The organism is Kutzneria sp. 744 (assembly GCF_000568255.1).
Lineage (GTDB): Bacteria > Actinomycetota > Actinomycetes > Mycobacteriales > Pseudonocardiaceae > Kutzneria.
Window position 1 is genome coordinate 1019364 of the sequence record NZ_KK037166.1, and the last position, 11961, is coordinate 1031324.

The 11961-nt window shown below is 69.4% G+C and carries 12 protein-coding genes and 1 pseudogene; 7 read left to right on the forward strand and 6 right to left on the reverse strand.

The window, feature by feature from the left end; translation table 11 throughout:
- The 3 genes from KUTG_RS04440 to KUTG_RS04450 form a co-directional block, all read left to right on the forward strand.
- Positions 1-1961, forward strand: a 1961-nt coding sequence (locus KUTG_RS04440) for a discoidin domain-containing protein (protein ID WP_198047007.1), incomplete at its 5' end; no start/stop codon positions are given.
- 215 nt (positions 1962-2176) lie between these two features.
- A complete protein-coding gene (locus KUTG_RS04445) occupies positions 2177-3805 on the forward strand; it encodes a GMC family oxidoreductase (RefSeq protein ID WP_043715090.1) in 1629 nt (542 codons plus the stop codon).
- A complete protein-coding gene (locus KUTG_RS04450) occupies positions 3802-5370 on the forward strand; it encodes a succinic semialdehyde dehydrogenase (protein ID WP_043715092.1) in 1569 nt (522 codons plus the stop codon). The genes KUTG_RS04445 and KUTG_RS04450 overlap by 4 nt, the downstream gene beginning before the upstream one ends.
- Here KUTG_RS04450 and KUTG_RS04455 read toward each other — a convergent pair.
- On the reverse strand, positions 5367-5681 hold the full coding sequence (locus KUTG_RS04455) for a hypothetical protein (protein ID WP_043715094.1): 315 nt from the start codon (positions 5679-5681) through the stop codon (positions 5367-5369). The two genes, KUTG_RS04450 and KUTG_RS04455, sit on opposite strands and share 4 nt — an antisense overlap.
- Positions 5682-6190: 509 nt before the next feature.
- On the opposite strand from KUTG_RS04455, the pseudogene KUTG_RS63170 reads away from it, so the two are divergent.
- A pseudogene (locus tag KUTG_RS63170) lies at positions 6191-6340 on the forward strand (alpha/beta fold hydrolase); the annotation flags it as partial.
- A gap of 212 nt (positions 6341-6552) precedes the next feature.
- Here the strand turns inward: KUTG_RS63170 and KUTG_RS63175 are convergent.
- Both KUTG_RS63175 and KUTG_RS04460 read right to left on the reverse strand, forming a co-directional pair.
- Positions 6553-6711, reverse strand: a complete 159-nt coding sequence (locus tag KUTG_RS63175) for a hypothetical protein (RefSeq protein WP_232241569.1) — start codon at positions 6709-6711, stop codon at positions 6553-6555.
- Positions 6712-6820: 109 nt separating this feature from the next.
- Positions 6821-7744: a patatin-like phospholipase family protein gene (locus tag KUTG_RS04460; RefSeq protein ID WP_043715096.1), complete on the reverse strand. Its 924-nt coding sequence runs from the start codon at positions 7742-7744 to the stop codon at positions 6821-6823.
- Positions 7745-7831: 87 nt separating this feature from the next.
- Between KUTG_RS04460 and KUTG_RS60730 the strand changes: the two genes are divergently transcribed.
- Positions 7832-8416 (forward strand): TetR/AcrR family transcriptional regulator, encoded by a 585-nt coding sequence (locus KUTG_RS60730; RefSeq protein WP_043715098.1) that lies wholly within the window; start codon positions 7832-7834, stop codon positions 8414-8416.
- Here KUTG_RS60730 and KUTG_RS04470 read toward each other — a convergent pair.
- Positions 8388-9200 (reverse strand): helix-turn-helix transcriptional regulator, encoded by an 813-nt coding sequence (locus tag KUTG_RS04470; protein WP_043728273.1) that lies wholly within the window; start codon positions 9198-9200, stop codon positions 8388-8390. The two genes, KUTG_RS60730 and KUTG_RS04470, sit on opposite strands and share 29 nt — an antisense overlap.
- A 49-nt stretch (positions 9201-9249) precedes the next feature.
- On the opposite strand from KUTG_RS04470, the gene KUTG_RS04475 reads away from it, so the two are divergent.
- Entirely contained in the window at positions 9250-10242 is a 993-nt protein-coding gene (locus KUTG_RS04475; protein WP_063753481.1) for a DMT family transporter, read from the forward strand.
- On the opposite strand, the gene KUTG_RS55955 is transcribed toward KUTG_RS04475, so the two are convergent.
- A complete protein-coding gene (locus KUTG_RS55955; RefSeq protein WP_198047008.1) occupies positions 10140-10745 on the reverse strand; it encodes a TetR/AcrR family transcriptional regulator in 606 nt (201 codons plus the stop codon). The genes KUTG_RS04475 and KUTG_RS55955 overlap by 103 nt on opposite strands.
- Positions 10746-10829: 84 nt before the next feature.
- On the opposite strand from KUTG_RS55955, the gene KUTG_RS04485 reads away from it, so the two are divergent.
- Positions 10830-11531 (forward strand): NADPH-dependent F420 reductase, encoded by a 702-nt coding sequence (locus tag KUTG_RS04485; RefSeq protein WP_232240657.1) that lies wholly within the window; start codon positions 10830-10832, stop codon positions 11529-11531.
- On the opposite strand, the gene KUTG_RS04490 is transcribed toward KUTG_RS04485, so the two are convergent.
- Complete coding sequence (locus KUTG_RS04490) at positions 11532-11891, reverse strand: ABC transporter permease (protein WP_157495513.1); 360 nt, start codon at positions 11889-11891, stop codon at positions 11532-11534.
- Positions 11892-11961: the final 70 nt, after the last annotated feature.

Genomic DNA, 11961 nt, shown 5'->3' on the forward strand with positions numbered 1-11961 from the left:
AGGGCGGCTGGACGGCCGACTACTGGGTGAACGAGGCCAAGAAGCTGCACGCCCAGTACATCGTGCTGGCGACGTTCCACAGCCGGCTGGGCTACGCGCGGCCGTGGCCGTCGAAGATCCCGGGCAGCTGCCACACCAGCCGCGACTTCCTCGGTGAGCTGATCGCCGCCACCAAGAAGGCCGGCATGCGGACCATCCTGTACATGACCGACGATCCACAGTGGAACGCCGACGGCCTGCCGTCCGGCAAGAGCTGGCTGGACTCCAAAGGGTTTTCCACCTACGCCGGGCACACCGTCAACCTCACCACGCGCGACGGGTTCGGCGAGTTCAGCTACGACAACTTCCTCGAGGTCATGGACAAGTACCCGGACCTCGGCGGGTTCTGGATCGACAACGACAACGACTACTGGCTCAGCCACAACCTGTACGAGCAGATCCGGGCCAAGCGGCCGAACTACACACTGAGCAACAACAACGAAGACACGCCGATCATGGACATGGTCAGCAACGAGCAGAAGACCGGCATGACCCCGGCCTACGACTACCCGCAGGCGGTGTGGACCGCGGCGCCGCGGCTGGTCGAGGCCGACTACAAGCTGCCCGACACCGGCGCCTGGTGGTACACCGGCACGGATTCCACTGTGGACGCGGGTCTCAACGTAGGACGGTACATCGCCAACGCGGGCTCGTCGATCAAGTCGCTGATGGACGAGACGGCCATGGTCAACGGGAAGTTCCCGAGTCACCAGGTCGACTACAACAACTTCCTGAACGGCTACCTGGACCAGATCTGGGGCTCCGTCAACGGCACCGAGGGCGGCGGCTACCTCAACGGCGGGCTGCAACCCGGGTTCTGGAACGACGGCTCCCACGGCGTCACCACGATCAGCAAGACCAACCCGGACCAGCAGTTCATCCACGTGCTGACCAAGCCGTCCGGTAGCACGCTTCGCCTGCGGGACAACGGGTACCAGGTCACCAAGGTGACCAACTTCCGCACCGGGGCGGCGGTCGGCTTCAGCCAGGCCAACGGCAGCCTGACGTTGACCGGGCTGTCCGGCTGGGACAAGTACGACACCGTGTTCCAGGTGGAAACCCATGGCCGCACCGGCATCTACCCCGCCGGGTCGTACACCATGAGCGCGTCCGCCTCGGCCAGCGGTCACCCCGCCTCCGCCGCGGCCGACGGCAGCTACCTGACGTACTGGGACAACAAGAAGACCCTGCCGGTGTCGCTCACCTACGACCTCGGCTCCGCCAAGCACGTCCAGTACCTCGGACTCAACCAGCGCGAGGACTCGGTCAGCTACGCGCGGTCCAGCACCGAGCAGTCGGCCCGCATCCGTGACTACAAGGTCTACGTGTCGGCCAACGGCACCGACTGGGGCAGCCCAGTCACGAGCGGCACCCTGCCCAGCCACCGCGGCGTGCAGTTCATCGACCTGCCGGCCCACGACACCCGTTTCGTGCGGCTTGAGGTGGACAGCACCTGGGCCGCGTCCAGCGACTCCACCCACTACAAGCTGCTGCGGATCGACGACTCCTGGCTCGGCTCGGCCTACGCCGGCTCTGCCACGCCGCCGCCGCAGGGCACTCGGTACGAGGCGGAGGCCGGCACCTGCCAGGGCACCGTCGACTCCGACCACGCCGGCTTCTCCGGCACCGGCTTCTGCAACACCACCAACGCCACCGGCTCGTACGTCGAGTGGTCCGGGGTGCAAGGCCCCGGCACCGTGAAGTTCCGCTACGCCAACGGAACCACCACCGACCGCTCCGCGGCGCTCACCGTCAACGGCGCCGCCGCCGGCACCTTGGCCTTCTCCCCCACCGCTTCGTGGGAGGCCTGGACCGACGCCACCGTCACCGTCCCCCTCGCCGCCGGACCCAACACCCTCCGCCTCACCTCCACCAACACCGGCGGCACCCCCAACCTCGACTACCTGGAGGTCACCCCCTAACCCTCCGCGAGTCACGCGCTCCGGCACACCGAAATACGGTTTCGGGCAGAACTGAGCCTCCAGTCTCGGTTCTGCCCGTTCCCGTGTTTCGGCATGACGCTGGGCGGGACTCGCAGGGGTTTCGGGCTGACCGTTGCGGAACAGGGGGCGACGCAATACGGTGGCCGTTGAACTAGAACACGTTCCAGTTTTGGGCGGCGGGCTAGGAGCGGCTGATGGCGAAGAAGGCGCGCGGGGTCGAGGCCGACTACGTGGTGGTCGGGTCGGGCAGCTCGGGGGCGGCGATCGCCGGCCGGCTGGCCCAGTCCGGGGCCAGCGTGATCGTGCTGGAAGCGGGCAAGAGCGACGAGCAGCTGCTGGTCCGCAAGCCGGGGCTGGTCGGCCCGATGCACGCCGTGCCGCAGCTCAAGAGCATCGTGGACTGGGGCTACTACTCCGTGCCGCAGAAACACGTTCTCGATCGGCGGATGCCGGTGCCCCGCGGCAAGGTGGTGGGCGGCTCCAGCTCGATCAACGGCATGGTCTACGTCCGGGGCAACCGCGCCAACTTCGACTCCTGGGCGGCCGAGGGCAACACCGGGTGGGACGCCGACAGCGTCAACGGCGCCTACAAGCGCATGGAGGACTTCGAGGACGGCGAGAACGCGTTCCGGGGCGCCGGCGGACCGATCCGGATCACCCGCAGCAGCACCCCGCAGGAGGCCTCGCTCCAGTTCGTCGAGGCCACCGCGGACGCGCTGGGCTGCCCGATCCTCGACGACTACAACGCCGAGTCGCAAGAAGGCGTCAGCCGGATGCAGCAGAACGCCGCCGACGGCCTGCGCTACAGCGCCTCCCGCGGCTACCTGCACCACCTCGCCCCGGCGACGCTGGAACTCCAGTCGCGGGTGCTGGTGCGCAAGGTGATCATCGAGAACGGCCGGGCGGTCGGCGTCGAGGTCACCGACGCCGACGGCACGCGGCGCACGGTCCGCGCCGGCAAGGAGGTCATCCTCGCCGCCGGCTTCGTCGGCTCCGCGCAGCTGCTGATGCTGTCGGGCATCGGCCACGCCGACCACCTCAAGGAGCACGGCATCACCGTGCTGGCCGACCTGCCGGTCGGCGACAACCTGCACGACCACATGTTCCACGCCCTGACCTTCAACGTGTCCTCCAGCCGCAACCGGGGCACCGGCTCGTACTACGCGCGCGGCCTGCTGCAGGAGATGCTGCGGCCGGGCAAGAGCTTCCTGGCCAACACCGTCTTCGAGGCGGTGGCGTTCCTCAAGACGTCCCAGGCCGACGGCATTCCCGATCTGCAACTCCAGGTCCTGCCATGGGCCTACGTGTCGCCGAACCAGGACGCGCCGATCCGCCACGACGTCGACAAGCGGCCGGCGCTGACCGTGCTGACCACGCTGATCTACCCCCGCAGCCGCGGCACGCTCCGGCTGGCCTCGGCCGATCCGACGGCCACGCCGCTGATCGACTTCCAGTACCTGGCCGATCAGGGCGATCTCGACGTGCTGGCTGAGGGCAGCGAGATGGTGCGGGAGATCATGGCCTCGCCGGCGTTCAAGGGCGCGGTCAAGGAGGAGATCCACCCCGGCACCAAACTCCAGGGCCAGGAGCTTCGCGACGCGATCCTCAACCGCGCGACCTCGGTCTACCACGGCGTCGGCACGTGTCGTATGGGCGTGGACGAGCTAGCGGTCGTGACCCCGGAGCTCAAGGTCCGCGGGGTCGACGGGCTGCGGGTGTGCGACGCCTCGATCATGCCGTCGGTCACCGGCGGCAACACCAACGCGCCCTGCATCATGATCGGCGAGATGGGCGCGGCCCTCGTCCTCGGGAGCGGATCATGACCCTCACCCCGGTCCAGCTCACCCGCCCGGCCTCCACCACCGACGCCTTCCTCCGGCAACTCGTCGCCCGGGTGCCGGGCGGCAGCCCATGGCACCTCACCGAGGTCTACACCGGGCAGCTGCTGGTCGAGCTGCCACAGTCCACTCCGGACGACATCGAGCGGGCCTTCGTCAAGTCCCGTGCGGCGCAACGGAAGTGGGCCGCCACACCGGTCCGGGAACGGCTGGCGGTGTTCAAGCGGGCGCACACGATCTTCGTGGACAACGCCCGCACGGTCACCGATCTCATCCAGGTCGAGAGCGGCAAGAACCGGCTGATGGCGATCGAGGAGTCGTGCGACCCGCCGATGGTCATGAGCCACTACCTGAAGCGGGCGGCCAAGCTGCTGGCGCCGACCCGGCGCGGCGGGCCGGTGCCGATGCTGACGTCCTCGACCGAGATCCGCCAGCCCAAGGGCGTCGTCGGCATCATCGCGCCCTGGAACTTCCCGTTCGCCACCGGCATTTCCGACGCGATCCCGGCGCTGATGGCCGGCAACGGCGTGGTGCTCAAGCCCGACAACAAGACGGCGCTCTCGCCGCTGTACGGCGTGCAGATGCTGGAGGAGGCCGGCCTGCCGGAAGGCCTGTTCCAGGTGGTCTGCGGCGAGGGCCCGGACGTCGGCCCGACCCTGATCGACAACGCCGACTACGTGATGTTCACGGGGTCGACCGCCACCGGCAAGGTGATCGGCGAGCGGGCCGGCCGCAACCTCATCGGCTGCTGCCTGGAGCTCGGCGGCAAGAACCCGATGATCGTGCTGGCCGACGCCGACATGCCGGAAGCGGTGCAGGGAGCCATCTTCGGTGCCTTCGGCAACACCGGCCAGATCTGCATGCACATCGAGCGGATCTACCTGCCGGAGTCCCGCTACGACGAGTTCAAGACGGCCTATCTCCGCAAGACGCGGGACCTGGACGTCCGGGCCGCCTACGAGTTCGGGCCGGAGATGGGATCCCTGGTCTCCGTGGACCACATGCGGCGGGTCAAGTCCCATGTGGACGATGCCGTGGCCAAGGGCGCCACCGTGTTGTGCGGCGGCAGGCCCCGCCCCGATCTCGGGCCCGCGTTCTTCGAGCCGACGATCCTCGAAGGCGTCACCAAGGACATGCTCTGCGGCGTCACCGAAACCTTCGGCCCCGTCGTGGCGCTGCACAAGTACCGCACGGTCGACGAAGCCGTCGAGCTGGCCAACGACACCGACTACGGCCTCAACGCCTCGGTGTGGGGCAGCGACATCACCGCCGCCCGGGCGGTGGCCGCGCGCATCGAGTCCGGCAACGTCAACATCAACGACATCCTGGCCACGGCCTACGCCGCCAAGGGCACTCCGTCCGGCGGCTTCAAGAACTCCGGCGTCGGCGCCCGGCACGGTGACCAGGGCCTGCTCAAGTACACCGATGTGCAGAACATGGCCGTGCTGAAGAAGCAGGTGATGGGCCCACGCCCGGGCCAGGATCCCGACAAGTACGTCACGAGCATGCTGTCCGGGCTGAAGATGATGCGGCGCTTCCGCATCCGCTAGGCCAGGCTGGCAAGGCCTTCCTCGATGCGTTCGATGACCCGGCCACGGGGCCGGCCGCTGTAGAACAGGAGCGCGCGCGACCAGGCGGCGCGGGCCCGCCCGACGTCGTCGCGTTCCCGGTGGCATTCGGCCATTTCCACCAGGTACTGCGCCGCCAGCTGCACGTTGCCGATGCGACCGGCGGTGTCCACGACCCATTCGAAGCGCTCGATCGTGTGCTCCAGCTTGCCCCGCCTGCGGTCGATCCAGGCCAACTGGCCGACGGCGTTGGCCTCCTCGCTGACGAAACCGTTCTCGCGGGCGACGGCCACCGAGCGTTCCAGGTCGGCCGCGGCCTCGTCGATCGCACCCAGTCATCACCCAGTCGCCCGATCCGGTCGACCGCGGTTAGCGTCGACCACGCACCGATCGTTGTCCTCGACAGAAGTTCCGCATGCTCACCAGGGGACAGTTCACCCAAGGCTTCGCCGGAGTCGTGGCCACGGCGTCGATCGCCGGCTGCTCGACGGGCAAGGCGGCCGCACCCGTCTCCGCCGCGAGCACGCCCGGGCACACCTCTTTCGCCTCGCTCAAACAGGTCAAGGCCGGCCCGCTGGACATCGGCTACGCCGAGGACGGCCCGGCAATGGCCAGCCGGTCATCCTGCTGCACGGCTGGCCGTACGACATCTTCGCCTACGTCGACGTCGCCCCGATCCTCGCCGCCGCGGGCTACCGCGTCATCATCCCGTACCTGCGCGGCTATGGCACCACAACGTTCCTGTCCCCCGACACCGTCCGCAATGGACAGCAGGCCACCACCGGCCGACCTCGTGGCGCTTATGGACGCCCTGCACATCGACAAGGCCGTCCTCGGCGCCTACGACTGGGGAGGCCGGACCGTCACGAGCGTCGCCGCACTGTGGCCCGAGCGGGTCAAGGCCGCCGCCATGGTCAGCGGCTACCTGCTCAACAATCTCAAGGCCCAGCAACAGCCCCTGGCCCCGGCGGCCGAGCGGGGCTGGTGGTACCAGTACTACTTCGCCACCGACCGCGGCGAAGCCGGCTACCGGCAGCACGTCCACGACTTCAACAAGCTCATCTGGCAGACCGCCTCGCCCGGCTGGAAGTTCTCCGACGCCACCTACGACCGCAGCGCGAAGTCCTTCACCAACCCCGACCACGTGGCGATCGTCATCCACAACTACCGCTGGATGCTCAGCCTGGCCCCGGGCGAGGCCCAGTACGACGCCATCGAGCAGAAGCTCCAGGCCGCCCCGCCCATCACCGTGCCGGCGATCACCATCGGCTCCGACTTCGACGGCGCGGCCATCGAAGGCAAGGCGTACCGGAACAAGTTCACCGGCCGCTACGAGCACCCGGATCTTCCGGGGCATCGGCCACAACGTGCCACAGGAGGCCCCGCAGGACTTCGCCAAGGCCGTGATGGACGCCGATCGCCTGTAAGGGCCTCACACGGGTTCTTCCAGCACATCCATCGCCGCCTCCCGGCCGGTGTCCACAACGGAGCGAAGCACCGGAGCCCGGCGTTCGGTACGGCCGACCGTCGGGCTCCCCAGCGGCGGGCGGATCGACACAGCGGCCGGATGCGACTCCAGCAGGCGCTCTTCTTGCGCACGGATCTCCGCCCGGTGCAGCCACGGTTCTACGCACCCCGGCGCGTGGCGGGCGAACCACCGCGACAGCAGGAGCCGTTCGCCTCGGGAAGGAGCCAGCGCGGGCTCGTCGGCGCGGCGGGTCCGCAGGGCGACGATATGGGTGGCGCCCTGGGCCAACGCCGTCCGTATCGGCACGCCCTCGCTCACGCCGGCGTCGACCAGCGATCGCCCACCGATCTCGACCGGATCGCCGGCCAGGAAGGGCATCGCGGTCGAAGCCCGCAGCGCCGCCTGGAGGCTGGCCTGGTCATGGATCTGGTCGTGCAGGTCGACCGGCTGGCCGGTGCGGGCGTCGGTGGCCATGGGATGAAACTCGACGGGGTTGTCCAGCACCTCGCGGAAGCCCATCGGCATGACCGACGTGTAGACGGTGTTCACGAGATAGCCCGTGTCCACGACGGGTTGTCCACGCAGGACCCGGCGCGGGTTGATGGTGGCGCCCATGATCTCCGGGTCCCACCAGGCGTGCTGGGTCTTCTCGGCGCGGCCGCACAGCAGCCAGGCGGCGTTCAGCGACCCGGCGGAGCTGCCGTACACCGCGTCGAACGCCGGCAGCAGGCCGAGTCGTTCGATGGCGATGGTCATGCCGCTCGAATAAGCGCCGCGAGAGCTGCCGCCCTCGACCAACAGCACGAGTCGCGCGTCGTCACGACGCTGCCCGGGCACACTCCCCTGCCGCTTGCGCTCACGCAGCAGCTCAACAACGGTGGCGGTCACCCGGCCACTGTACCGTATCGTTGTTCCGTAACGTCGATACGAGACGTTCTAACGTCGTTACGTAACGAGCCTGCTAAGATCGGCCACGTGCCCCGGGTAAAGCAGCGCACCGAAGACCTCCGCGAACGCGGCCTGGCCGGCGCCCTGGCCGTGCTGGCCGAGGACGGCGTCGCGGGCCTGACCACCCGGGCCGTGGCCGGCCGGGCCAACGCCTCCCTGCCGGCGATCTACGAGGTCTTCGGCGACAAGGCCGGCATCGTGCGCGAGGTCTTCTTCCACGGCTTCCACCTGCTGGCCGACGAGCTGGCCGCCCTGCCCGAGACGCCGGAGCCCCTTGACGCCGTCCGGGAACTGGCCGACGCGTTCCGTTACTTCATCGTCAGCAACCCGGTGCTGGCCGAGATCATGTTCGCCCGGCCCTTCGCCGACTTCGACCCCACGGCCGAGGAGACCAAGGCCGGCGTGCGGGTCCGCAAGATCTTCACCCGCCGCGTCCGCGACGCGGTCGACGGCGGCCTGCTCAACGGCGATCCCGTCGACATCGCCCTTGTGCTGTTCGTCTACGCCGAGGGAATGGCCAAGGCCGAGAGCGCCCACCGCCTCGGCACCCGGCACTCCATCGACCGCCGCTGGCGGCTCGGCCTCAACGCGCTGCTCGACGGCCTGAGGTAGCGCCCGCATAACGCGACGGGCTCACGCCGAGCATCCGCTTGAAATGCCGGGTCAGGTGCGACTGGTCGTAGAACCCGACCTCGGCCGCGACCGCCCCGGCCGGCAGCCCGGACAACAGCAGTTGTCGGGCCATCTCCACCCGCCGGCCGGTCATGTACTGGTGCGGCGGAATGGCGAACCGCCGCGTGAAGGCCCGGACCAGGTGCGCGGGATGGCTGTGCAGCAGCCCGGCCGCCTCGTCCAGGGTCAGCCCGCTGGCCAGCCGGGCGTCCAGAAGGTCGTGCAGGTCGTCGGCCACGCCCCGACGGATCGGCGCCGGGTCCACCGGTTGCCGCCGCAGCCGCGTGTCGAGGCGGTCGACGATCAACGCCAGCCGGCTCTCCGCCTCGAAGGACTCGCCGGGCTGCGCCAGCACGCCGTGCAGACGGGCGATCCGGTCCCGCAGCAACGGATCGGCCAGGTTCGGGCTGTCGGTGGTCGGCCCGATCAGCGTGGCGGACAGCGCGTCCTCGGCCAGGTAGATGACCCGCTTCCGGAAGCCCTCGGGCGCGGCGGTCCGGCCGTCGTGGGGCACGTGCGGCGGCAGCAGCAGGACCTGGGAGCGCAGCGTGTCGTGGTCGTGCCGGTCCAGGTCGAAGTGCAGGACGCCGTCGTCCAGGATGAGCAGTGTCCACACGGTATGGGTGTGCAGCGGGTAAGCGTGCTTGGTGAAGTGGGCGTGGAACACCTCGGTGATGCCGGGCACCTCCGGGCGCCACGCGCGCACCTCCGGTTCACCGACCATGTCAGGAACGTACAAGACGGCGGCCGGAACCGGCAGCACGATATGAGCCATGTCCGACCACTCCACCGACGGGCCGCGCACCGGGCCGTACCTCTATCTCCTCATCACCATGGTCCTGTTCGGCACGGCCTTCACCGGCTCGAAGGTCGTCGTGGGCGAACTGCCGCACGAGGTGGCGGCGATGCTGCGCTTCGGCGGGGCCGCCGTGGTCCTCGTGCTGTTGCTGTTGCTGCGCCCCGACAAGACGCGGTTCTCCTGGCGCGATCTGCGGGTGGCCGGCGGCGTCGGCCTGGTCGGCGTCTTCGCCTACAACTTTTGCTTCTTCTGGGGCCTGACCCTGGCCCCGGCCATCGACGGCAGCATCATCGTGCCGGTCTTCAGTCCCATCCTGACCACCGTCGCCTTGCTGGTCTCGGGCCGGGAAACCGCGTCGGCGCCGCGGATCGTCGGCCTGGCGACCGGCGTTGCCGGCGCGGTCGTGTTCTTCGTCGGCATCGGGGCCGGCGGCGTCTCCGGAGCGCGTCTGGGTGGCGACGTCCTCTACCTGCTGGCCGCCGCGTGCTGGGCCGTGTACAGCATCGCCTCCAAGAAGGTGTTGCGCGGCATGGAACCGCTGCGCGCCACCACCTACGCCACCGGCGCGGGCGCGCTGGCCCTGGCGCTGACGGCAATCCCGTCACTGTCCACAACGGACTGGGGCGACGTGCGTCCGTCCACTTGGGTCATCACCGCGTTCCTGGCCATCGGCCCCACGGCGATCGCCTATCTGTTCTACCACCGGGCGCTACACGTGGTCGGGCCCACTACGGCCACCGTCGCGATGTTCTCCGTGCCGGTGTTCGGGACCGTCTCCTCGGTGGTGTTCCTGGGCGAGTCGTTCACCACGATCGAGGCCGTCGGCGCGCTGATCACGATCGTCGGCGCCCTGCTGGCCGTGGTTCAGCGCAGGTCGAAGGTCTCGCAGACGGCGGCGGTCGAGGACGCGGGCGGCAGCGAAGTGGTTCCGTTGGGCGACAAGGCATCCAACACGAGCACGACGTAGCGGCGCCAGCCGTCGTCGGCGTAGGCGACGCTGCTCAGCATGGTCAGGAGCCGGTGGATGTCGTCCGGCGTCACATCGGCCCGCACGAGACCGGCTTCCTGGGCCCGGCCGGTCAAGGAGGCCAACGCCGCCCGGAGCGAGGTCGCGCTCTCGCACGTGACGACGCTGGAGTTGTTGACGGCGGTCACCATGTGCCGGTCGCGTTCGACCAGGTCCAGCGTCGCCTCGAACAGGCTGGTGAGGCCCCGCAGCGGGTTGTCGTCGGCCGAGGCCCGCTCGATGAACGCGGTCAGCTCCTCGGCGACGTTGAGGTTGATCACCGCCTGGAGCAGGTCGTCCTTGGACGGGAAGTGCCGGTAGAGCGTCCTGACGCCGACGCCGGCCCGGCGGGCGACCTCCTCCAGCGGCACGTCGGGGCCGAGGTCGGCGAACACCTCCCGCGTCGCACGCAGGATGCGCTCGCTGTTGCGCGCGGCGTCGGCGCGCACGGTCCGCTCGGTCACACCCCCAGCCTAGCAACCGACAGTCGTCTGCCACTTGTGCTAGCGTCCGAAGAAGTGACATTCGACTGCCACTTGGAGGGCATCGTGACACTCGCATTCATCGGCGCCGGCATGATCGGCGGCACCGTGGCCCGCCTGGCCGTCAACGCCGGCATCGACGTCGTGCTCAGCAACTCGCGCGGCCCGGAGACGCTGGCCGACCTGGTGGCCGAGCTGGGCGACCGGGCCCGCGCGGCGACGCCGGCCGAGGCCGCGAAGGCCGGCGACATCGTGGTCGCCAGCATCCCGCTGCACGCCTACCCGAAGCTGCCGGCGGCCGAGCTGGCCGGCAAGACGGTGATCGACACCCTGAACTACTACCCGGACCGCGACGGCAAGATCGCCGAGCTCGACTCCGGTGAGCTGACGTCCAGCGCGCTCGTGCAGCGGCACCTCGCCGAGTCGCACGTGGTCAAGGCGTTCAACAACATCTTCTTCAAGGCACTGGCCGAACTCGCCCGCCCCGCCGGCGCGGCCGACCGCAGCGCCCTGGCCATCGCCGGTGACGACGCCGCGGCCAACGCCGCCGTCGCCACCCTGCTGGACACCATCGGCTACGACACCGTGGACACCGGCAGCCTGGCCGACAGCTGGCGCTTCCAGCCCGGCACCCCGGCCTACGTCGAGTGCTACCTTCCGCCGTCGCCGGCGGGCCTGAGCCAGGAGGACTTCTTCGCCTGGCTGTACCAGCAGCCCGGCGTGCCCGCCTCGGCCAAGCGGATCAAGGAGCTGCTGGCCAAGGCGTGATCATTCCGTGCGCAGCGCCGACGGCCGGGTGGCGCTGCGCAGGGACGGCAGGCTGCACGCCGTCACGACAAACACCAGAACCAGGGCCACACCGGTGGAAATGCCGATCGTCGGCCAGTCGATGTGCAGGTCAAGCGAGGTCAGGCGGATGACGAGGGCCGCTATGGCGATGCCGATACCGACGGCCACCGTCACGCCCAGCACGACCGGAACCGCGGTCTGCCACAGCAAGGACCGCGCCAGCACGGATCTCGGCACGCCGGCGGCGGCGAGCATGGCCAGCGGGCGGCGGCGTTCGCGGACCTGCTCCAGCGTGAGCACCAGCATGCTGATCCCGGCAGCAGCAAGGTGAACACCGATGCGGTCAGCAGCGCCGCCCGGATGGCCTCGAAGCTGCTCTGGCCGGCGTTGACCAGGTCGGTGGCGCTGA

Coding starts and splice junctions, on each gene's coding strand:
- KUTG_RS04445 (WP_043715090.1), top strand. CDS start 2,177: ATGGCGAAGAAGGCGCGCGGGGTCGAGGCCGACTACGTGGTGGTCGGG.
- KUTG_RS04450 (WP_043715092.1), top strand. CDS start 3,802: ATGACCCTCACCCCGGTCCAGCTCACCCGCCCGGCCTCCACCACCGAC.
- KUTG_RS04470 (WP_043728273.1), bottom strand. CDS start 9,200: ATGGTCGGTGAACCGGAGGTGCGCGCGTGGCGCCCGGAGGTGCCCGGC.
- KUTG_RS04475 (WP_063753481.1), top strand. CDS start 9,250: ATGTCCGACCACTCCACCGACGGGCCGCGCACCGGGCCGTACCTCTAT.